Source organism: Trueperaceae bacterium (genome assembly GCA_036381035.1).
In the GTDB taxonomy this organism is placed as follows: Bacteria; Deinococcota; Deinococci; order Deinococcales; family Trueperaceae; genus DASRWD01.
Map to the genome: position 1 here is coordinate 227,354 of DASVDQ010000024.1, position 20,921 is coordinate 248,274.

The following is a 20,921-nucleotide window of genomic DNA, read 5'->3' on the forward strand; positions in this document are numbered from 1 at the left end:
CGGGGCCGCGTCGCGCGGGCGCCGGTCGCGCCAGGGCCGCGTCGCTCGGCCCCCTGTCGCCCAAGGGCCCCGCCCCCCGGGGCCGCCTCAGCGCCGACGCCCGCTGCCGAGCTGGGACGGCGAGGGCCGAGAGACGTGGCGGCTGTGCGGGTCGAGGTACCGCAGCGGCGCGTCGGCCCATGGGCCGGAGTAGGCCACGCCCACGCGCGGGGTCACAGCGACCGCGGCGGGAGGCGGCCCGTCGAGGACGTAGAGGCGCGGTCCCCACAGCGCCTCGGCGTCGTGCCCGCGCCCGATGCCGAGCGCGCGGGTCAGCCGCCCGGGACCGTCGCCCCTGCCGCCGGCGGCGGGAGGCAGGAGGGGCAGGCCCTCGAGCCCGGGGGCGCTCGCGCCGGGGACCAGCGGCTCGACCGCCCTCACCAGGACGGCGTGCGGCACGCCCGCAGGCTGGCACACGACGTTGAACATGTCGTACATGCCGTAGATCAGGTAGACGTACGCGTGGCCGCCCGGTCCGAAGAGCGTGGCCGTGCGGCTCGTGAGCCCCTTCGAGGCGTGGCACGCCAGGTCGTCCTGCCCCACGTAGGCCTCGGTCTCGACGACGCGCCCGGCCCTGAACCCGCCGGCGGCCTCGTCGCGCACGACGAGCAGCTTGCCCAGCAGCGCGGGCGCCACGACGTCGGCCGGTCGCTCGTAGAAGCCGGGGTCCAGGACCGCGTCGGGCGCGGCGAGCGCGCGCGCTCCCCTCACGGCCACCGCAGCGGGATCACCTCGACGACCTCGCCGGCGCGCACGCCGCCGGGCGGCGCCACGGCCAGGCAGTCGCCCTCGACGAGCGAGCGCGACACCGCCGACGACTGGTCGTGGAACGGGCTGACCTCGGCGCCGCGCTCGTCGACGCGCAGGAAGGCCCGGTGGAACATGGTCTTGGCGTCCGGCCTCAGGTCGTGCGTGGCCCGCGCCCGCAGACGCGCGCGGTAGGGGGGCGGGGCGGTGCGGCCGAGCGCCGCGTCGAGGTAGGCGCGCGCGAAGAGGTGGAAGCACACCAGGCTCGAGACGGGGTTGCCGGGCAGGGCCAGCACCGGCAGCCCGCGGTAGCGGAAGAACGTCAGGGGGCCGCCCGGCCTGGCCGTGACGCGCCGGAACACCGCCGCGCCGTGGGCCTCCAGGACGCCCTTCACGGGCTCGCGCTCGCCCTGCGAGATCCCGCCGATCGTCAGGGCCAGGTCGACGCGGTCCGCGGCGAGCTCGTCGAGGAGCTGGGCGAGCGCGTCAGGGTCGTCGGGCACGCGCCCCGCCCGCGCGACCTCGTAGCCGCAGGCGCGCGCCGCCGACACCAGGGTGGGCAGGTTCGACTCGTACACCTGACCGGGCGCGAGGGGCCGGCCGGGCCGCACCAGCTCGTCGCCCGTGGAGATCACGGCCACGCGCGGCCTCAGGGCCACCTCGACCTCGGTGTGCCCCATGCCCGCGACGAGGCCCACCTGGACGGGTCCGAGCTCGTCGCCGGGCCGCAGGTAGACCTCGCCGGCGCGGAGGTCGCGCGCCCGGGCTCGCACCGCCGACGTGCTGGCCGGGCGCGTGAGGGAGACGTAGCCCCCCTCCTCGCTGGCGTGCTCGACGCCGACGACCCCGACCTCGCCGTGCGCGCCGGGCGGCACGAGGCCGCCCGTGGCGACGTGGACGGCCTCGCCCCTCCCCAGCGCGCCGCGGTGCGGCGCGCCCGCGTGCGAGCGGCCCACCACCCTTAGACGGACCGGTCTATCCGCCGAGGCGCCTCCGCTGTCCGCGACGTGGCAGGCGTAGCCGTCGAGGGCCGAGTCGTCGGCGGGCGGGCGGTCGACGAGGCTGGCCAGCCCCTCGCGCACCACGCGTCCGAGGGCCTCGCCCGCGGGCAGGCGCTCGCTGCCCGTCATGGCCGCGGCGCCGGCGGACCACAGCAGCTCGAAGGCGCGGTCGGGGGAGACGTCGTGCTCGGTCACGGACGACGATGCTAGCAGCGAGGCGCGCGGCTAGGTCGCCGCGCGGGAACCCTCGGCGGCCGCGGCGAACGCCGCCAGGGCCGCGTTGAAGGTGGCGCTAGGGCGCATCGCCGCCGCGGCCTTGGCGTCGTCCGGCAGGTAGTAGCCTCCCAGGTCGACGGGCCGGCCCTGCACGGCCAGCAGCTCGGCGTCGATGCGCGCCTCGCCCTCCGTCAGCGCCGCGGCCAGGCCCGCGAAGCGCGCGGCCAGGGCGGCGTCCTCGGCCTGGCCGGCCAGCTCCTGCGCCCAGTAGAGCGCCAGGTAGAAGTGGCTGCCGCGCGTGTCGATCTCGCCCACCTTCCGCGACGGCGACCTGCCGCTCTCCAGGAAGCGCGCCGTGGCCCTGTCGAGGGCGTCGGCCAGCACTTGGGCCCGCGGTTCGCCCATCCGGGCGGCGAGGTGCTCGAGCGAGGCGGCCAGCGCCAGGAACTCGCCGAGCGAGTCCCAGCGCAGGTGGTTCTCCGCCAGGAACTGCTGCACGTGCTTCGGCGCTGAGCCGCCGGCGCCGGTCTCGAAGAGCCCGCCGCCGTTCATGAGCGGGACCACCGAGAGCATCTTCGCGCTGGTGCCCAGCTCCATGATCGGGAAGAGGTCGGTCAGGTAGTCGCGCAGCACGTTGCCCGTCACGGAGATCGTGTCGAGGCCCCGCCTGATGCGCTCGAGGGAGAAGCGCATCGCGTCCACCGGCGCCATGATGCGGACGTCGAGGCCGGAGAGGTCGTGCTCCCGCAGGTACCTCTCGACCTTCGCGATGACCTGGGCGTCGTGCGGCCGCTCGCGGTCGAGCCAGAACACGGCCGGCGCGCCCGTCGCCCTCGCGCGCGCGACGGCCAGCCCGACCCAGTCGCGCACGGGCGCGTCCTTCACGGTCGAGGTGCGGTAGATGTCGCCCGGCGCCACGGGCCGCTCGAGCAGCGTCTCCCCGTTCGCCGCGACCACGCGGACGGTGCCTTGGCGCTCGACCACGAAGGTCTTGTCGTGCGAGCCGTACTCCTCGGCCTTCTGCGCCATCAGCCCGACGTTGGGGACCGAGCCCATCGTCCGGGGGTCGAACGCGCCGTGCGCCTTGCAGTCGTCGATGACGACCTGGTAGATGCCGGCGTAGGTGCTGTCCGGGATCACGAACTTCGTGTCGCGCGCCTGCCCGTCGGGGCCCCACATGCGGCCCGAGTTCCGTATCGCCGCCGGCATCGAGGCGTCGATGATCACGTCGCTGGGGACGTGCAGGTTCGTGATGCCCCTGTCCGAGTCGACCATCGCGAGGTCGGGCCCGCGCCGGAGGGCCGCGCGCAGGTCGTCCTCGACGGCCGCCCTCTCGTCCTCCGGCAGGTCGCCGAGGCGGGCGTAGAGCGCCCCGAGGCCCTCGTTCGGGTCGACCCCGATGCGGGCGAACGCCTGCGCGTGCTTGGCGAAGACGTCGGCGAAGAAGACCTCGACGGCGTGCCCGAAGATCACCGGGTCGGAGACCTTCATCATCGTCGCCTTGAGGTGGACGGAGAAGAGGACGCCCCGGCGCCTGGCGTCCTCGACCTGCTCGGCCAGGAACGCGCGCAGGGCCTCCCTGCTCATCACGGCGGCGTCGACGACCTCGCCGGCCTCGAGCGGCACGCGTCCGTTGAGGACCGTGACCTCGCCGCCCTCGCTCACGTGCTCGATGCGCGCGTCGCCGGCCTGGTCCGGGGCCACGGTGGTCGAGACCTCGGTCGAGCGGAAGTCGCCGGCGGCCATCGTAGACACGTGCGAGCGCGAGTCGGGGCTCCAGGCGCCCATCGCGTGCGGGTGCGCGCGCGCGTACGCCTTCACCGACGGCGGCGCGCGGCGGTCCGAGTTGCCCTCGCGCAGGACGGGGTTCACGGCGCTGCCCTTGACCCTGTCGTAGCGCGCGCGGGCCTCGCGCTCGGCGTCGGTGGCGGGCTCGTCGGGGTAGTCGGGGACGGCGAAGCCCTTCTCCTGCAGTTCGCGCACGGCGGCCTTGAGCTGCGGCACCGAGGCGCTGATGTTCGGGAGCTTGATGATGTTCGCCCGCGGCGTCCTGGCCAGCTCGCCGAGGAAGGCGAGGTCGTCCGGGACGCGCTGGTCCTCGCGCAGGTGCTCGGGGAACCGGGCCAGGATGCGTCCGGCGAGGGAGATGTCCTTCGTCTCCACGGCGATGCCGGCGGCCGCCGCGTACGCCCGCACTATCGGCAGCAGGGAGTAGGTCGCCAGGGCGGGCGCCTCGTCGACCTTGGTCCAGTGGATCGTCGGCCTGTCCTGCGTGGTCATCGCTATCGCCTCCGCGGTCGAGGGGGAGGATACCAGTCGGCGTCGCGGCTACTGCGGCCGGTGGCCGCCGTGGGGTGCGATGGCGCCCGGGGCGGCGCGGGGCGTCGTGGTCCGTCCCGCGCGGCCGCCAGGGCGGCGGCCGGTGCCGACGAGCTCACACCTGCCGCGCGCCCCTGCCGTCCCAGCCGGCGTACGAGTAGAAGCGCCCGGCGACGCCGTCCCTGAGGTAGGTGACGAGCGGGTCGCGCAGCGGCGGTATGGGCACGCGTGCCCTGACCTCTTCGAGCGGGAAGAACCGGGCCTCGACGATGAAGCCGTCGGGGTCGCGCGGGTTCAGGAGCCCGCTGTAGCGGGCCTTGAACGCGAAGGACACGGCGCGGTCGTTGCGCCGCCTGTCCTCGACGTGCACGGCGTACGCCAGGTGCTCGACGCCCGTGATCTCGAGCCCGGTCTCCTCGAGCACCTCCCTCCTGAGGGCGTCGAGGGTCGACTCCCCGCGCTCGACGACGCCTCCCGGGAGGGTGTAGCGGACCCGTCCGTGGCCTTGCCAGTCGTTGCCTACGAGCAGGACGCGTCCCTGAGCGTCCAGGAGTATGGCCGCGGCAACGACGAACTCACGCCGCGCCACCGGGTCCCGCCAGCGCGCGGGCCTCGCCGGCGCTCACGGCCATGCCTGCCAGGGCGCGCGCCTGCTCCTCGGCCTGGAGGGCGGCGGTCAGCTCGTGCAGGTCGCCGGACAGCACGCCGGCGAGGTCGTTGGTCGTGAACCCGATGCGGTGGTCGGTCACGCGCGACTGCGGGAAGTTGTAGGTGCGCACGCGCTCGCTGCGCTCACCGGTGCCGATCTGGACGAGCCGCGCCTGCCGCGCCTCGTCCTGCGCGCGGAGGCGCTCGCGCTCCAGGAGCCTGGCGCGCAGCACCTGCAGCGCCTTCTCCTTGTTCTTGATCTGCGACTTGCCCTCCTGGCAGGTGACGACGATCTCCTCGTCGGTGCCCGGCTTGTAGGTGATGCGCACCGCCGAGTCCGTGGTGTTCACGGACTGGCCGCCGGGTCCGCTGGAGCGGAACACGTCGACGCGGTAGTCGGCGGGGGAGAGCTGGACGTCGACCTCGTCGGCCTCCGGCATGACCGCCACGGTGATCGTGCTGGTGTGGATGCGCCCCTGCGACTCGGTGGCGGGCACGCGCTGCACGCGGTGGACTCCCGACTCGTACTTGAAGTGGCTGTACGCACCCTCGCCCACGACCTCGAAGGAGACCTTCGCCAGGCCGCCGACCTCGGTGGGCGTCGAGTCGACGACCTCCGTGCGGTAGCCGAGGCTGGCCGCGTAGCGCAGGTACATCTCCAGTACCTCGCGGACGAACAGCGACGCCTCGTCGCCGCCGGCGGCGGCGCGCAGCTCGACGATCACGCTCTTCTCGTCGTAGGGGTCCTTGGGCAGGAGGAGCCGCTCCAGCTCGGCGTCGACCTCCTCGAGCCTGGCGGTGAGCGCGGCCAGCTCGGCCCTGGCCTCCTCGGCCAGGTCCGGGTCGGACAGCAGGCTGCGAGCGTCGTCGGCCTGGCGCCTGAGCGCCTCGCGTCGCCTCCCGAGGTCGACGATCTCCTTGAGCTCGGCGTGCCGCTTGGCGGCCTGCCTGTAGCGCCGCGGGTCCGACAGCAGCGCCGGGTCCGACAGGCTGCGCTCCAGCTCGTCGAGCTCCTGGGTGAGGTTCTCGAGCTCTCGTCTCATTGACCGGATTGTACTGCCCGGTCCCCGGCGGCCCGGCAGCGGGGGTGGCGGCCCCACGGCGGCGGGCTTCTGGTCGTCTGGCAGCGGGTCCGGGCCCCCGTGACGGGACGGCGCGGCCCGGGCCCCGGGCCTCAGGGCAGGCGCAGGTCGCCGCGCGGTCCGACCTCAGCCGCGACCAGGCTGCCGGGCACGACGGCGCTGGGCCGGCCCTCCTGCAGGTCGAGCGCGCCCGATCCCCCGCAACGCGGCGGCAGGCCGACCGCCGCGTCGCGCAGCGCCTGACGCAGCACGGGCAGGGGGCTGTCCAGCGGGACCTGGAGCACGTAGAGCTGCTCTAGCGCGGCCGCGATCAGGTCGAGGGCGTCGACCACGCCGGCGGCGGCGGGCAGGTCCGCGACGCCGCCGTAGAGCTGCGCGACGCGCTCCGCGACGCCGGCGACCTCGGCGCTGCAGGCGTGCGAGGCGGGCAGGTCGTCGGCGACGTAGGCGGGAGGCACCGCGAAGCGCACGTCCTCGTAGGTGGCGGCGGTTAGGCGCGGTCCCCCCGGCGCCACGAGGGCCGAGCGCGCGTAGACGAGGCCCTCGTAGCCCCGCGCCCGCAGCGCGGCGACGGCCACCGCGGTGTCGGGACCGGGCGCCCACACGGCCACGGCGCCGGGCTGGTTCGTGGCGACGACGAGGGCCTCTGGCCTGAGCTCGTCGGTGCCCGTCGCGAAGCGCTCCTCGTGCACGAGGCGCATGCCGGCGTAGCCGAGGAGCGAGCCCAGCGTGGACGCGACGGCCTCGCCGTACCCGTCGGCGGTCGTCATGAGAGCGAAGGTGCCGCGTCCCTCCGCCAGGGCGTCGGCGACGACGGCCGCCAGGGCGTCGGCCTCGCTGGGCCAGAGCCCGAACGTCCAGTAGCTGGGCCCCCTGGTCGCGAGCTCGAGCGGCGCGGGGTCGCTGAGGGCGAGGAGCAGCAGCCCCAGCTCCTCCGCGACGTCCCTGACCGCCGCGGTCGCCGCCGGCGTCGTGCAGCAGACGAGGGCCCAGGCGCCGTCGTCGGCGAGGTCGCGCGCCAGCTCCGCGGCCCGCGTCGGGGAGCCGGCGTCGTCGACGACCTCGACGCTCGTCGCGGTCACGAGGCCGCGGCCGGCCCGGGCGAAGTCGGCCCAGCCCGTCGCCGCCAGCGACTGCGCTGCCCCCGCGGTCCGCGCCTCGCCGGTGCGCGAGACGATCACGCCGACCTTCACCGCGGGGGCGGCGCCCTGCGCCGTCGACCAGGGCAGGAGGAGCGCGGCGGCGAGGGCGAGCAGGACCGGCACGGTGTCCCTTCTAACCGCGGACCCGGTGAGCGCAGTGAGAGCGGGGGCCGCGGTGCACCGACGTTACCGCGTCCCCGGAGACGGTGGCCGGCCAGCGAGCCCGGCCCGGCCTCAGTTGACCCGCGGGCGCATGAAGAAGCTCCGCTGCATCGACGACGCCGAGTCGCCGTCGCTCACGACCACCTTGACGACGATGGTCTGCCCGGGGAAGTAGGGGCTGCAGGAGAAGGTGCCGTCGCCGTCGTCCGTGACGGTCGCCGAGCTCGTCCCCGCCGTGCACGACCAGGTGACCGTGAGCGGGGCGCCCCTGTCGTCGGTGGCCGCGACGCTGAGGTAGAGCGGCAGGACGTAGTCCTCCACGTACCGCGCCTGACCGTTCCAGAGCACGGCCCCCTCCGGCACCTCGCACAGGTAGCCCGTGATGCAGGCGTAGATGTCGCCCGGCCCCGTCGGGTAGCTCCTCGGCCCCTCGGCGGCGACGATGTGGAACGACGTGATGAGGGGCGGCTTGTTCTCCGGCTCCGGCCCCACGTCGAAGGTGAGCGTCTCGGTGCTGGAGCTGCCGTACGGGTTCGTGGCCGTGACCTCCACGGTGCGCTGGCCCTCGACCATGAAGGTCACCCTGGCCTGGCAGCCGCCTCCGGTCAGCGTGTCGGGCGGCGCCACGGACCAGGTCAGGGCCGAGCAGAACAGGTCGCCTCCCACGGGGTCGTAGGCGTTCGCGGAGATCGCGTAGGGCACGTCGACGAGCGGCTGGCCCGAGTACGAAGTCGTGATGATCGGCGGCGGGCTCGCCGCCTCCACCGTGAGCGTCGCGCTCGCCGCGGCGCCGTGCGGGTCGGTGGCGGTGACGGTCACGGTCCGCGTGCCCGGCGTCGTGAACGTGTAGGTGAGGGGGATCGGCCCGTCCAGGCTCGACACGGCGGCCAGCCGCAGCGTGCCGCCCTCGGGGTCCATGACGTCGAAGTAGCCCTGGAGTCCCCCGTTCCGCGGGCCGAGCACGACGGGGCTGCCGACGTCGGCGTGGATCGTGTCGGTCTTGACGCCCGAGAACCGGGGCGGCTGGTTCGGCGAGGTCGTCAGCTGGTAGGTCTCGTCGAACAGCGTCTTCCTGTGCTCGTCGAGCGTGCCGAGGACCGGCAGGTCGACGACGAACGCGACGTACCCCGCGATCTTCCCGCGCACCACCAGGATCGGGTCCCGGGGCACCTCGGCGTCGAACTCCACGCCGAGCCGGAGGCCGAGCGCGGGGCCGGCCGCGTCGTAGAACTTCAGGCTGGCCACGGCGCGGGCGTAGGCCTGGGCGTCCATCGTCGCGCTCACGTCGAAGGAGTCCTGCTCGGCGAGGTCCACGCCGAAGCCCGTGATGTCCTGCCAGCCGCCGTCGTCGGTCCAGCGCGCGCCCACCACCGCGCTCGCGGTCTCGGTGAGCCCGTAGCTGAAGCGGAGGCTCACGGCGCCCTCGGCGCCCACGAACACCTCGATGCTCGGGACCACGACCACCGGCACCGGACCGATGAAGAAGACCAGCGGCCGGAAGTGGTAGGTCGCCACGCTGACCTCTTTCGTGAGCTGCGCCTTCGCCTCGCCGGATAGCGAGACCCGGAGCCGCTCCTCGACGCCCACCTTGGCCTCGAAGCGGTCGACGCACACGGGCGGCACCGCGAGGCAGGGCTCGATGCCGAGGTCTATGCTCCACCCGGCGTTGAAGTAGAGATCGCCGTCGAGGACGACCTCGACCTGCACGTCGCCCTGGCCGATGTCGAGGGCGACCTCGTCGAAGCCCACGTGGAAGCTGTAGCCGTCGCCCGTGCCCACCCCCGGCCGGGTCGAGGCGTCGCCGCGCACGCCGGCCGTGACGCCGGGCAGGTGCGCCGCGGTGGCGGTCACGTCCTCCGGCTCGAGGTCTCCCGACGCGACGATCTCGCCCTGGGTGATCGCGTCGGTGAGGTTGGCCTGCGACGTCACGAGGACGACCTCGCCGCCATCGCGGCCGATCGACTCGACCTTGCGCAGGTACCCGGCCGGCGCGTGCGCCGAGGGCTGGCTCACCAGCACGTCGCCCACCCGCAGCCCGTCGAGGACCTGGGTGCCGGACGCGAAGCGCAGCTCGCCGCTGGCCGGGTCGTAGCTCGCGAGGGCGTCCCTGGTGGCCGCGTCGGCGACCTTCGTCGTGTCGGGGATGATGGCGGGGCGGCGCGTGTCGGCCGGCGCGACGCTGCAGGCGGCCAGGACCGTCCCCGCGACGAGCGCCGTCAGCCACAGGCGGACGGTGCGCCTCCCGCGCTCGGGTCCGCGCATCCTCATCCCTCCCCGAGGTCCCCGTCGGCCCGCAGGTCGTGGCCGCACCTCGTGCAGTAGCGGCCGAAGGGCGACGTGATGGGCGCGTCACAGGCGGGGCATGACGCGAGGAGCCTGGTCCCGTCGTTGGGGCAGTACGCCTCGAGCGCCGCCTCGGGCGTGGCGCGACCGCAACGCGGGCAGAGGTGGTACCGCGCCTCTGCGGAGCCCCGTCCCCGGCCCAGCGGGGGGTCGCCGGCGGCCGGGTCGGGGGCGCCGCCCCCGCGCCATCCCGGCACCGCCGCGAGCGCCGACCGAGTTGATGCTGCCGAGCTCGTCCTCATACCGCCTCCTCGCCGCCAGGGTGGGGGAGGGTCGGTGAGGTTCCGGTCAGCTTCCGGGCGCGGCGGCGCGGGGCGGCACGGCCCGGCGGGTCCCTACTCGGTGGCCGGCTCGAGGAGCTCCGCCGGTCCCGCCGGCAGCGCCTCGCCGACCTCGGCGAAGAGCGAGCGGGCGCGCTCGTACTCCTCGGCGAGGGTCCTGCGGAGGCCGGCGGCGGCCAGCGCGCGGAGGTGCAGGCGCAGGGTCCCCGCGTCGTAGGGGTCGAGCCGACGCAGCAGCCCCGCGGACCTGGCCGCCTCGGCCGGGTCGGAGCCCAGACGGGCCTCGGCGGCCGCGGCCAGCGCGACCTGGAGCCGCCGCAGCACGCTCTCGCGCACCTGCCAGTCGGCGCCCTCGCCGAGCTCGCCGCGCCACAGGGACGTGTCGCCCGTCGCCAGGAACTCCTCGACGTCGGTGGCCACGTCGCCGAGCGCGTAGCCGGCGGCCGTGGTGACGATCGCCGACGCACCCAGGTCCCGCCGGAGGTCGCTGACGAGCTGCTTGAGGCTGGCCATCGCCCTAGGCTCGTCGCCGTGCGGGTACAGCGCCTCCACGAGCGCAAGCCGCCCCGCCTCGGTCTGGCCGGCGAGCCGCGCCTCGACCAGCGCGAGCAGCAGGGCCCGGCGCCTGGCGCCCCTCACGGGCGCGGTGCCGTCGGCCCGGCGCAGGCGCATGGGGCCCAGGACCTCGAGGCGCAGGGACGCGGCACCCTGCTGCGGGCGGGCGCCCGCGCCCTCGTCCGGCGGCGGGAAGTAGCGCCTGACCAGGTTCACCCCGTGCCCGAGGCCGCGTTCGGCGAACCAGCTCTCGCGCCGCGCCGCGCTCTCCCTGTCGCCGGCCAGGCGGTCGACCTCGAGGCCGTAGCGGTGCGCGTGCAGGGGCAGGCCCAGCCGGGCGGCTCGCGCGCTGGCCGTCTCGAACGCCTCCCTGGCCTCCGCCGGGCGCCCGAGCGCCTCCAGCGCGAGCCCCAGCGCGAAGCGTGACGCCAGCTCGGCCTCGGCGAGCTCGGCCGCGCGCGACATGGCCAGGGCCCGCTCGGCCAGCTCGAGCCCCTCGGCGGCGCGGCCCGTGGCGGTGCGGGCGCGCGAGAGGAGGTAGGCGGCGGTGACGCTCTCCAGGCCCTCAGGCGGCGCCGTCTCCGCGGCCTGGGCGGCGTACCTCAGCGCGAGCGCGGGGTGCGCCCAGCCGGGCCACTCGAGGTAGAGGTCGGCGAGCTGCGCCGCCACGCCGTTCACGAACCGCGCGTCGCCCGCGCGCTGGACGACCTCGAGGGCCTCCGTCAGCACCTCCTCGGCGCGCTCGTAGGCCCCCATGTCCTGGTAGGCGTAGCTCATCATCACGAGCGTGCCGGCGTAGTGGAGGCCGTGGCCCACCTCCTCGTAGACGCGGAGCGCCGCCTGGAGGTCCTGGAGGCTTTCGGCGACGCGCGCCTGCTGCATGCGGGCGACGGCGCGGTTGCGCAGGAGGTTGGCGACGTTGGGCGGCGTCACGCCGCCGCGGGCGGCGGCCCGCTCGAGCAGCTCGGTGAAGGTCGTCTCCGCCGCCGCGTGGTCGCCTAGGTAGAAGGCGATGCTCGCCCTCAGCTCCTTGAGGTCGGCGGCGCCCTCCTCGTCGGTGGTGGGTCTGGCCAGCCACTGGTCGACGAGCGCGGCCGCGACGCGCGGGCGTCCGGCGTGCAGGTAGGCCCAGCCGACGAAGTGGACGGTGCCGCCGCCGCACTCGTCCCGGTGCGGCGAGGCCTCCCAGGCGGAGATCAGCTCCTCGCGCAGACCGGCCTGATGGAGGAGGCGCACCTGGCGCTCGAGCCAGGCGGCCCCGCGCTTGGCCTCGGCGGGCAGACCGGCGAGCACGCGCCTCATCGCCCCGTGGTCGCCTCGCACCGAGAGCCCCGCCGCCTGCAGCAGCAGGGCCTCGGTGGGGTCCTCGAGGAGCCGGGCCGCCCTCTCGGCGAGCGCGAGCATCAGCGGGTAGTCCCTGCCCGCCAGCAGCCCCGCGGCCTCCAGCGCCAGCGCCCCGCTCTCCTCGCCCGTCGCGCGTTCGCTCGCCGACGCCAGCAGCCGCCCGGCCGTGGCGTCGTCGCCGCCGGCGCGCGCCGCCGCGGCGGTGCGCCTGAGGAGGTCCACGGCCTCGCGCGCCTCCAGCTCCGCGTCCGATACGAGGGCGGCGACGTGGGCCGGCGCGAGGTCGGGCGCGGCCAGCGCCCGCCGGGCGACCTCGCGGCGCCGCGCGGCGGGGACCAGCCTGGCCGCGGCCTCGCGGTACAGCGGGTGGACGAACGCGCCGTTCGCCACCACGCCGCGCCGCGCCAGCTCGCGGTCGGCGGACCGCCAGGCGGCCGGCTCGAGGCCCGCGGCCAGGGCCCCGAGCTCGTCGTCGGCCCCGGCGGGCAGCAGGGCCCTGGCGGCGGCGACGGCGGCGATGTCGTCGCCGACCAGCGCGCCGGCGAGGAAGTGCTCGATCAGCGCCTCGACCGTCGGCGGCGGCGCGTCGGGGCCGGGCCGGCGCCAGTGCCAGGACCGCCCGTCGCTCCAGAGGTGGCCCTGCCTGCCCAGGTAGCGCAGGTACTCGAGGGCGAAGAGGGGGTTGCCGCCCGACCTGTCGGCGATCCAGGCGGCCGCCTCGGCGGGCGGGTCGGCGCCCAGGGCCGCGACGAGGAGATCGCGGACCTCGTGCCGGGACAGGGGCTCCGCCCTGACGCGCTCGAAGGGCGCTCCGGGGTCGGTCCTGCTGGTCGCCAGCAGGCCCACGCCGGGCGTCCGGCGGACCGTGGCGGCGAGCTCGCGGAGGAACCCGGCGCGCTCGTCTCCCGCCTCGTGGAGGTCCTCCACGTGCAGCACGAACGGGGACGACGCCACGAGGGCGGCCGCCACGGCCTCCAGCGCGCGGGCGGGCTCGACGGGGGCGCCGGCCCGCAGCCTCGCGAGCGTCGCCGACGCCCAGCCGGCCAGCCGGCCCGGCCTGGGCAGCAGGCCCGCCAGCGCCGCCAGCGGCGCGGTCGCGGCCACGCTCGCGCTCCGGCAGGGCAGCTCCGCCAGGAGCCGCGCCGCCGCGTGGCTCTTGCCGATGCCCGGCTCGCCCCAGAGGGCCACGGCCACGCCACGACGCCGGCGGAGGACGGGCTGCAGGAGCTGCCGCAGCATGCGCCCGTAGGTTAGCGCCGCGTGAGGACGGCTCCCCGGCGACGCGGGGCGGCTTCCCGTTCCGGGTGGGGCTCCCGGCACCGTGAGGAGGCGCGTCCGACTCCCGCGGTGCTCCCCTCGCAGGCGGTTCCGTGAGGCTGGAGCTTTGGTGCGCCCGACAGGATTCGAACCTGTGACCTTGGGCTTAGGAGTCCCCTGCTCTGTCCAGCTGAGCTACGGGCGCACGCGAGGCCGCGGGCGGCCCCGTGGCCGCAGGGCCCGCCCCCGAGGAGCGGGCCCATAGTACCAGCGTCAGCGCGCCGAGAGCGAGTACCCAGCGACCCCGCTCGGGTAGGCGTAGATCACGTCGATGTACCAGGTGCCGGGCGTGGGCGCCGTCACCTGGTAGGTGCCGCCGTTGGCGGTGGTGATGTCGCGGTAGGCCCAGTCGCCGTCGTCCGCCCAGTCCTGGATCTCCGAGCCGTACTTGATGGCGAAGTCGACGTCGAAGTCGGCCGTGAGCTCGATCGTCAGGCTCGGCGTGCCCTCGGGGACGAACACGGTGTACGTGTGGTAGTTGATCGCCTCCTGGCCCTGACCGGAGATCGTGCCGGAGACGGTGCCGCCCAGCGGCACGGCGCCGACGATGCAGAAGTTGCAGACGCCGTCCGGCACGGAGGCTGGGGGCGGTTCGGCCACCGGCGTGGCGGGCGAGCCAGGGGCGGGCGGGACTCCGGCGTTCGCGTTGCCGACGGGCGCGCGGGCGACGTCGGGCACGTGCGGGCCGAGGAGGGCCCAGGCCAGGCTTATCGGCCTGACGTACGCCTGCTCCTCGACGTCGAGCTCCTCGTACTGGACCGTGCGTCCCGCGGTGGGGACGCCGATGAGGTAGCCGTTGACGTCGAAGGCGCCGCCGCCGGAGTTGCCGTGGGCGATCTTCGCGTCTGTCTTGATCCACTGCTTGCCGCCCGACTCGAAGTCCTCGCCCACCCAGCCGGACATCAGGCCGGCCGTGAACGTGATCGTCGAGCCCGAGATGCCGGGGTACCCCACGATCGTGATGCTGTCGCCGGGGATGAGCTGGTTCGAGTCGCCGACGAGCACGTAGGGGAACACGACGTCGTCGCCGATGGGCTCCTCGTCGTACCACTCCACGATCTTCAGGACCGCGAGGTCGTAGGTGGGGTCGCCGGCCACGTACCGCGCCCAGAAGTAGTGCTCGGGCGGCTGGTCCGTGAACGCCGGGTCGGTGACGAGGATCGCGTGCCACTCGTAGTAGCGCCGCAGCGAGAGGTCGCCCACGACGTGGTAGTTGGTGAGGACGTAGCCGCTGGGGCTGATGATCGTCCCCGAGCCCGACCAGCCGACGGTGGTGCCGGCCTCCTCGTCGTACGGGATGATCTGGACGACGGCCTGCACGATGTTGAGCCTGACGTCGCGCGGCAGGCCCTGGGCGCCGGCCAGCGCGGCGCCGGCGAGCACCAGGGTGGCGATCAGTGCGCGTGGCATACGCATGGACGGTACCTCCGGGAGCCTGACCGAGTTCTGACACGCGGGACGCGCCGGAGGAACCACGCGCTGCTTTGTCCGGCGAGCTGGCTCTGGTCTGCGCACCGATACTAGCGCGTCGGGGGCGATGGGGGCGAGCGCACGCCCGCCGCGGCCACGTGCGCGGCGTACCTGTGGGCGCTGGCCTTGGGCGTCCGCCGCTGGGTGGCGAAGTCCACGTGGACCAGGCCGAAGCGGTAGGTGTAGCCGCGCGCCCACTCAAAGTTGTCGAGGAGGCTCCACGCGAAGTAGCCCCTGACGTCGACGCCGGCGGCCCGCGCCCTCTCGATCGCCGCCAGGTGGGCGGCGATGTACTCCCAGCGGCGCTCGTCCTCCAGGGCCTCCGCGCCGTCGAGCGACGCCGGCTCGGCGAGGCCGGCGCCGTTCTCGGTGACGTAGAGCGGCAGCCGCGACTCGCCCCAGACGCGCTTCAGCACGTCCTCGAGACCCTGCGGGTAGACCTCCCAGCCCATGTCGGTGTGGGGCCGCCCTCGCGCCGGCACGCCGGCCACGTGGGGCCAGGGCGACCCGGGCGCGGGACGAACCAGCGCGCGCGTGTAGTAGTTGACGCCCAGGTAGTCGAGTCGGCCGGAGATCGCCGCCAGGTCGCCGTCGCGCGCGTGCGTGGCGGCCGAGCCGGGCTGCGCGGCGGCCTCGGCTGGGTAGGAGCCCGCGAGCAGGGGCTGGAGGAAGACCTGGTGGTTGGCCACGTCGTGCCGCCGCGCCGCCTCGCGGTGCTCCGGGTCGTCGGGGTCGGCGGGGTACGCGGGCGTGAAGTTCAGGACGATGCCGTGCTTCGACGCGGGCGCCGCGGCGCGGAGGCGCTCGAGCGCCAGACCGTGCCCCAGCAGCAGGTGGTGCACGGCGGCCTGGGCCCGCTCTGGGCTCGTCTCGCCCGGCGCGTGCTCGCCCAGCTGGTGCGCGAGGAACGCGCTGCACCACGGCTCGTTCAGGGTCGCGTACGCCTCGACCCTGTCGCCCAGGCGCTCCGCCACGGCCTGGGCGTAGTCGGCGAAGGCGTAGGCGGTGTCGCGGTTCGTCCAGCCGCCTCTCTCCTGCAGGACCTGCGGGAGGTCCCAGTGGTAGAGGGTCAGGAACGGCCGCAGGCCCCTGGTCAGGAGGCCGTCGACGAACCTGTCGTAGTGGTCGAGGCCCGGCTGGTTGACGCGGCCGCGCCCGCCGGGCACGACGCGGGGCCAGGCGACGGAGAAGCGGTAGGCGTTGAGGCCGAGAGCGACGAGGAGGTCGAGGTCCTCCTCCCAGCGGCGGTAGCCGTCGCAGGCCACCGCGGCGTTCGAGCCGTCGTCGATCTTGCCGGGCGTGGCGCAGAAGACGTCCCAGATCGACGGCGACCGGCCGTCCACGTCGGCGGCGCCCTCGACCTGGAAGGCCGAGCTGGCCGCGCCCCATGCGAAACCGCGATCGTCGTGCAACTCTTCCCCTCCTCGGGAGCCGGGAGCCCGCCGACGCTCACGCGCCGGCGAGGCGCTGAAGGTAGGTCTCGTAGAGGCGCAGGGCGTTGTCCGCCGGCGCCCGGTAGTACTCGTCTGCCGCCACGTCGAGCAGCCAGGTCCAGTCGACCTGCCTGGCGCGCGGCGCCCCGCCGGTGAACTCCTTGACCGCCGCGGCGTGGGGCTTGAGGGAGCCGTCGGGGCGCACGAGGCCGAAGTGCCGCTCGTGGCGGAACTGGTCGAGCGGGGGAGAGCCGTACAGGTCCTCGCTGTAGTCGGCGAAGCACCACAGCAGGGCTCCCGTGGCCCCGGACGCCACGAGCCTCGGCAGCACCGCGGCCACGTACCCGGCCAGGTCCTCCTCCGCGGCCATGAACTGCTCGCGCTCCTCGCCGCAGCAGGTCCAGCGCCACGTCTGCGAGGGCTCGCCGGGCGGCGCCGTGCACCCGCCCCACTCCTCGGCCAGCACGGGCTTGCCGCATAGCGCGGAGGTGAGGGCGCAGGCGAACGGCACGAGGTCGGGGTCGAGGGGATGGCGCGCCCAGGACAGGTACATCGGGTAGGCGTGCATGACGGCCACGTCCGCCTCGGCGAAGACCTCGTCGGCGCGCAGGCCGTTGTCCTCGAGGAGGCTGGCGACGTGGAGCCCGCACGTGACGGGCCTGGCGGGGTCGAGGCGCCTGACGAGCGCGGCCATGTCGCGCACCCAGGCGCGCCCGGCGCCGGGGCGGGCCGGCCAGGCGAAGAGGTCGGGCTCGTTGCCGAGGCTCCACAACCGCGGCGCGGCGTGGCCCCTGAGGTCGGTGACGACCTCCGTGAGCAGCCTCTCCTGCGCCGCGCGCATCACGGGGTCGTCGTAGGGGTCGCGGTAGCCGGCGCTCACGGGCCCGCCGCCGCTGACGACCTGACGCGGCGGGCGCCCGCCGCTGCGCGCGCCCCGCTCCGGCGGCACCAGCGCCCAGGGAGGCGCCCAGTTCGGTCCGCTCATGTGGCCGGTGAAGAACGTGACGACGAGCCCGAGGCCGTGCCTCTCGGCGGCGTCGCACACGCGCTCCAGGTGCGCCAGGCAGGCGCCGGAGACGGCGTCGGGGCGCGGCTGCCAGTCCTCCCACAGGAGGAAGACCCTGACCAGGCTCAGTCCCAGCGAGGCGATCAGCGCGAGCTCGTCCTCGACCTCGGCGGCGTCGAAGTCGCGCCACCAACGCATCGCCTTGCGCCGCGGCCAGTAGTTCACGCCGAGCGCGAACGGTGCCCCGTCCGACGCGCCCGCCGCCCGCGGACCGCCGGCCGCGGACGCCCCGGGCGGCGCCGGCGGCGGGGCCGCGCCGTGCGGCCCCTGCGGCTCGCCGCCTCCCGGCGGACCCTCGCTCACTTCTCCACGCCCGTGATCACGATGCCGCGCATGAAGAAGCGCTGCGAGAAGAAGAACAGCGCCACGGGCACGACCATGCCGAGCAGCGCGGTGGCCTGGATCAGGTGCGGCTGCTGGGAGTAGATGAAGTTGAACTGCTGGATCCCCACCGAGATCGGCTGGAGCTCGGGGCGCCCCAGCGTGTAGAGGAGAGGCTCGAAGTAGTCGTTCCAGGCGAAGACGATGTGGAAGAGCGCCACGGCGATGATCACCGGGTACGACTGCGGGACGATCACCGAAGTGAGCACCCTGAGCGGCCCGGCGCCGTCGATCTGCGCCGCCTCGTCGAGCTCCCTGGGGAGCTGCATGAAGTACTGCCTGAGCAGGAACACGTTGAAGGCGTTCGCGAAGAAGTGGGGCACGATCAGGGGCAGCCAGGTACCGGTCCAGCCGATCGCGTCGAAGAAGGCGTAGGTGGGCACGAGCAGCACCTGCTTCGGCAGGATGATCGTCGCGATCAGCACCATGAACAGCGCGCCCTTGAAGGGGAGCGGGAAGCGCGCGAAGGCGTAGGCGACCATCACGCACGAGACGAGCGTGCCGATCATGCCGGTGAACGCGATGAACGCGGTGTTGAACAGCAGGCGCGGGAAGGCGATGCCGTTCCACACCTCGGCGAAGTTGCCGGTGCGCGGCGCCCACACGTAGACGGGCGTGAGCGTCCGCCACGAGCCCTCCCAGGTGACCTCGGCGCCGGTGGGGTCGTCCGGGTCGACGAAGACGCTCTCGCGGCGGCCGGGCCGCACGAGGGCGAGCTCCCTGACCCCGTCCTCGAGCGGCACGCGGTAAACGGGCACCTGCTTGCCGCCCACCTCGACGGTCTTCGGGTCGACGGGCAGCACGGGGCCGGTGGCGCTGGCCACGATCTGGTCGCGGTCCTTGAACGACGTCACGACCATGTAGGCGAAGGGCATCAGGTAGGCGGTGAGCAGCATCGTGGCGAAGAGCGTCACCGTGGCCGTGAGGCCCATGCGCCTGAGGGCGCGGCGGTAGTGCGGGGCGGTGTTGGCGTAGGAGCCGGCCAGCGTCGGGTAGGCGCCGGCGCTCCGGGTGACGGCCATCAGCTCCGCTCCTCGGCCGCGTAGAAGACCCAGTACCTGGCGCTGTAGAACAGCAGGCCCGTGAAGGCCATCGTGATCGCGAAGAGCAGCCAGGCCAGCGCCGAGCCGTAGCCCATGTCGAAGAACACGAAGCTCGTCTTGTAGAAGTGGATGTTGAAGAACATCGTCGAGCTGCCCGGCCGGCCCGTGCCGTTCGAGAGGATGAACGGCACCTCGAAGTACCGCATCAGGCCGATCACGGCCAGGACGAGGTTGTAGAAGATCACCGGCGAGATCAGCGGGAGCGTGATGTGCCGGAAGCGCGCGAAGGGGCCGGCGCCGTCGACGAGCGCGGCCTCGTAGTACGCCGTCGGCACCGCCTGCATGCTCGCCAGGGTGATGAGGAACGCGTTGCCGAGGCCCCACAGGCCGATGATCACGAGCGCGGGGTAGATCCAGTTGACGTCGTCGAGCCAGTTGGGGCCCGGCACGCCGACGAGCCTGAGCAGCCTGTTGAGCCAGCCGGTCTGCGCGTTGAGGACGCCCTGCCAGATGAAGATCGCCGAGACCACGGGCACGACGTAGGGCATGTAGAAGAGCGTGCGGAACAGCGGCTTGCCCGCCAGCCACTTGCTGTCGAGCAGCGAGGCCAGCAGCACGGGCAGGACGATGGCGATGGGCAGCGAGATCAGCGCGAACCTCAGCGTCACGCCCAGCGACACCTTCACGAGCGGGTCGACGAAGAGCTGGCGGTAGTTGTCCAGCCCCACGAAGGAGACGTCCTCGGGGGCGGTGAGCTTGAAGTCGGTGAACGAGAAGACGAGCGAGGCCAGGATCGGCAGGACCGTGAACGCCAGGAACCCGATCACCCACGGCGAGAGGAAGACCCACCCCCAGAGGCGCTGCTCGCGCGCCCGCGGCGAGAGCCTGCCGCGGGCCCGCGCGGGGTACGTGCTCATGGTCGCCATCCCTCCTCGGCGGCCGGCCGCGAACCAGGGGGCCCGCGGCCGGCCGCCGGCGTCCCGCGGCTAGCGGACCTCGTCGAAGATGACCTGCAGGTCTGCCACGAGCTTATCTATCTCGGCGTCGACGTCCAGCCCCGGCTGGCTGTCGAGCAGGGACTTGAACTGGTCGAGCCTGTCGTTGGCCTTGTTGTGGTTCGGCATGGGGGTCTCGTGGCTCGGCACGTCGGCGTAGGCCACGTGCGCCTGCGCGACCGACCAGTCGACGCCCTGCGGGAAGCGCTCGTCGAGGCCGGCGAAGAACGCCGCCTGGTCGCCGGGTCGCGTGGGCATGCCGCCGTAGACGGCGAGGAGGTCCAGCGACGCCTCGCCGGTCAGGTACTTGAGGACCTCGAACGCCTCCTCCGGGTGCTCCGTCTGCTTCATGATCCTGAAGGTGTCGGCGTGGAGCCTGGCCGTGACGGTGCCGTCGTACGAGGGCAGCGCCGCGATGTTCCACTCGGTGCCGGTGAGGCAGCAGGTGTACCAGAGGTGCGACTGCGCCATGGCCACGTTGCCGGACTCGAACGCGTTGCCGGCCGCCAGCAGGTCGGAGCCGTCCTCGTCGGCCGACGGCATGAAGTGGTACGTCCAGATCGCGTCGTAGTACCAGCGCCAGCCCTCGCGCCAGTTCTCCGGCATCTGGGCGTTGCCCTGCTCGTCGACCATCAGGCCGGGGCCGAACAGCGTGACGTTCTGGCGCGCGGCGCCGGCGCCGGCCCACTGGTTCGTGAAGCCCCACTGCACGGTCTGCGAGGGGTCGAACTCCGGCTGGGTGGCGTCGTAGCCGTTGGCGTCGACGGTGAGGCGCCTGGCCACCTCGGTCAGCGTGTCGACGTCCCACGGGACCTCCTGCCCGTCCAGGTGGTACGGCGCGCCGATCTCGCTGGGCGGGTACTCGAGCCCGGCCTCGTCGAACAGCGCCGGCCGGTAGTAGAGGAAGGCGGGGAAGCTCGCGAACGGTATGCCGATGAGCCCGTCGGCGGTGCGCTGGTTGTCCACGGCCGCCTCGGGGAACTGGCTCAGGTCGTAACCGTCCGCCTCGATCAGGGGCTCGAGGTCGAGGAAGTTCCCGGCGAAGGCGGCCGAGCCGGCGCCGCCCACAGGACCCACGATGTCGGGCGCCTCGCCGGTGGCGATGAGCGTCGATAGGGTGGTGACCGAGACCTCGTTCGTGACGTAGACGATCTCGAGCTGGATGTCGTCGTGGGTGGCGTTGAAGCGTTCCACGATCGCGTCCTGCGCGGCCTTCTGCTCGGGCTGCGCGCCGGCGCCGAGGCCGACGAACCAGGTGATGGTCACCGGCTGGGCCAGGGCCGCCCCCGCCAGCAACGCCGTCAGTACTGCTGCCAGTCTCCTGCCCATCTCACACG

Annotated in this window: 14 protein-coding genes and 1 tRNA gene; all 15 read right to left on the reverse strand. The window is 74.1% G+C overall.

All coding sequences use genetic code 11. The annotated features are described in order from the left end of the window. Window positions 1-87 precede the first annotated feature (87 nt). Window positions 88-756, reverse strand: a complete 669-nt coding sequence (locus VF202_04280) for a DNA-3-methyladenine glycosylase (GenBank protein HEX7039311.1) — start codon at window positions 754-756, stop codon at window positions 88-90. Beyond that, window positions 747-1,982 carry a gephyrin-like molybdotransferase Glp gene (glp, locus tag VF202_04285; GenBank protein ID HEX7039312.1) on the reverse strand — a complete coding sequence of 412 codons (1,236 nt, stop codon included), beginning with the start codon at window positions 1,980-1,982 and terminating at the stop codon, window positions 747-749. The genes VF202_04280 and glp overlap by 10 nt, the downstream gene beginning before the upstream one ends. A gap of 30 nt (window positions 1,983-2,012) precedes the next feature. Beyond that, a complete protein-coding gene (locus tag VF202_04290; protein HEX7039313.1) occupies window positions 2,013-4,283 on the reverse strand; it encodes an NADP-dependent isocitrate dehydrogenase in 2,271 nt (756 codons plus the stop codon). 154 nt (window positions 4,284-4,437) lie between these two features. Beyond that, window positions 4,438-4,911 (reverse strand): NUDIX hydrolase, encoded by a 474-nt coding sequence (locus tag VF202_04295; GenBank protein ID HEX7039314.1) that lies wholly within the window; start codon window positions 4,909-4,911, stop codon window positions 4,438-4,440. Further along, a complete protein-coding gene (gene prfA / locus VF202_04300; GenBank protein HEX7039315.1) occupies window positions 4,898-6,013 on the reverse strand; it encodes a peptide chain release factor 1 in 1,116 nt (371 codons plus the stop codon). The genes VF202_04295 and prfA overlap by 14 nt, the downstream gene beginning before the upstream one ends. 131 nt (window positions 6,014-6,144) lie before the next feature. After that, window positions 6,145-7,317, reverse strand: coding sequence for an ABC transporter substrate-binding protein (locus VF202_04305; protein ID HEX7039316.1), 1,173 nt, complete (start codon window positions 7,315-7,317; stop codon window positions 6,145-6,147). A gap of 111 nt (window positions 7,318-7,428) precedes the next feature. Further along, window positions 7,429-9,618: a hypothetical protein gene (locus VF202_04310; GenBank protein HEX7039317.1), complete on the reverse strand. Its 2,190-nt coding sequence runs from the start codon at window positions 9,616-9,618 to the stop codon at window positions 7,429-7,431. A 416-nt stretch (window positions 9,619-10,034) separates the two neighbouring features. After that, window positions 10,035-13,118, reverse strand: a complete 3,084-nt coding sequence (locus VF202_04315; protein ID HEX7039318.1) for a tetratricopeptide repeat protein — start codon at window positions 13,116-13,118, stop codon at window positions 10,035-10,037. Window positions 13,119-13,264: 146 nt separating this feature from the next. Then, window positions 13,265-13,341, reverse strand: a tRNA-Arg gene (locus VF202_04320). Between the two features lie 68 nt (window positions 13,342-13,409). After that, the gene (locus VF202_04325; GenBank protein HEX7039319.1) at window positions 13,410-14,606 is read right to left on the reverse strand and encodes a trypsin-like peptidase domain-containing protein; all 1,197 of its coding nucleotides are present in this window, start codon (window positions 14,604-14,606) and stop codon (window positions 13,410-13,412) included. Window positions 14,607-14,716: 110 nt separating this feature from the next. Beyond that, the gene (locus VF202_04330; GenBank protein HEX7039320.1) at window positions 14,717-16,078 is read right to left on the reverse strand and encodes a GH1 family beta-glucosidase; all 1,362 of its coding nucleotides are present in this window, start codon (window positions 16,076-16,078) and stop codon (window positions 14,717-14,719) included. 37 nt (window positions 16,079-16,115) lie between these two features. Continuing rightward, on the reverse strand, window positions 16,116-17,468 hold the full coding sequence (locus VF202_04335) for a glycoside hydrolase family 2 TIM barrel-domain containing protein (protein HEX7039321.1): 1,353 nt from the start codon (window positions 17,466-17,468) through the stop codon (window positions 16,116-16,118). After that, on the reverse strand, window positions 17,465-18,568 hold the full coding sequence (locus tag VF202_04340; protein ID HEX7039322.1) for a carbohydrate ABC transporter permease: 1,104 nt from the start codon (window positions 18,566-18,568) through the stop codon (window positions 17,465-17,467). Before VF202_04340 ends, VF202_04335 begins: the two co-directional genes overlap by 4 nt. Further along, window positions 18,568-19,506, reverse strand: a complete 939-nt coding sequence (locus VF202_04345; GenBank protein ID HEX7039323.1) for a sugar ABC transporter permease — start codon at window positions 19,504-19,506, stop codon at window positions 18,568-18,570. Before VF202_04345 ends, VF202_04340 begins: the two co-directional genes overlap by 1 nt. Window positions 19,507-19,575: 69 nt before the next feature. Then, window positions 19,576-20,913, reverse strand: a complete 1,338-nt coding sequence (locus VF202_04350; GenBank protein ID HEX7039324.1) for an extracellular solute-binding protein — start codon at window positions 20,911-20,913, stop codon at window positions 19,576-19,578. Between the last annotated feature and the right edge of the window lie 8 nt (window positions 20,914-20,921).

Coding starts and splice junctions, on each gene's coding strand:
- VF202_04290 (HEX7039313.1), bottom strand. CDS start 4,283: ATGACCACGCAGGACAGGCCGACGATCCACTGGACCAAGGTCGACGAG.
- prfA (HEX7039315.1), bottom strand. CDS start 6,013: ATGAGACGAGAGCTCGAGAACCTCACCCAGGAGCTCGACGAGCTGGAG.
- VF202_04310 (HEX7039317.1), bottom strand. CDS start 9,618: ATGCGCGGACCCGAGCGCGGGAGGCGCACCGTCCGCCTGTGGCTGACG.
- VF202_04315 (HEX7039318.1), bottom strand. CDS start 13,118: ATGCTGCGGCAGCTCCTGCAGCCCGTCCTCCGCCGGCGTCGTGGCGTG.
- VF202_04325 (HEX7039319.1), bottom strand. CDS start 14,606: ATGCCACGCGCACTGATCGCCACCCTGGTGCTCGCCGGCGCCGCGCTG.
- VF202_04340 (HEX7039322.1), bottom strand. CDS start 18,568: ATGGCCGTCACCCGGAGCGCCGGCGCCTACCCGACGCTGGCCGGCTCC.
- VF202_04345 (HEX7039323.1), bottom strand. CDS start 19,506: ATGAGCACGTACCCCGCGCGGGCCCGCGGCAGGCTCTCGCCGCGGGCG.
- VF202_04350 (HEX7039324.1), bottom strand. CDS start 20,913: ATGGGCAGGAGACTGGCAGCAGTACTGACGGCGTTGCTGGCGGGGGCG.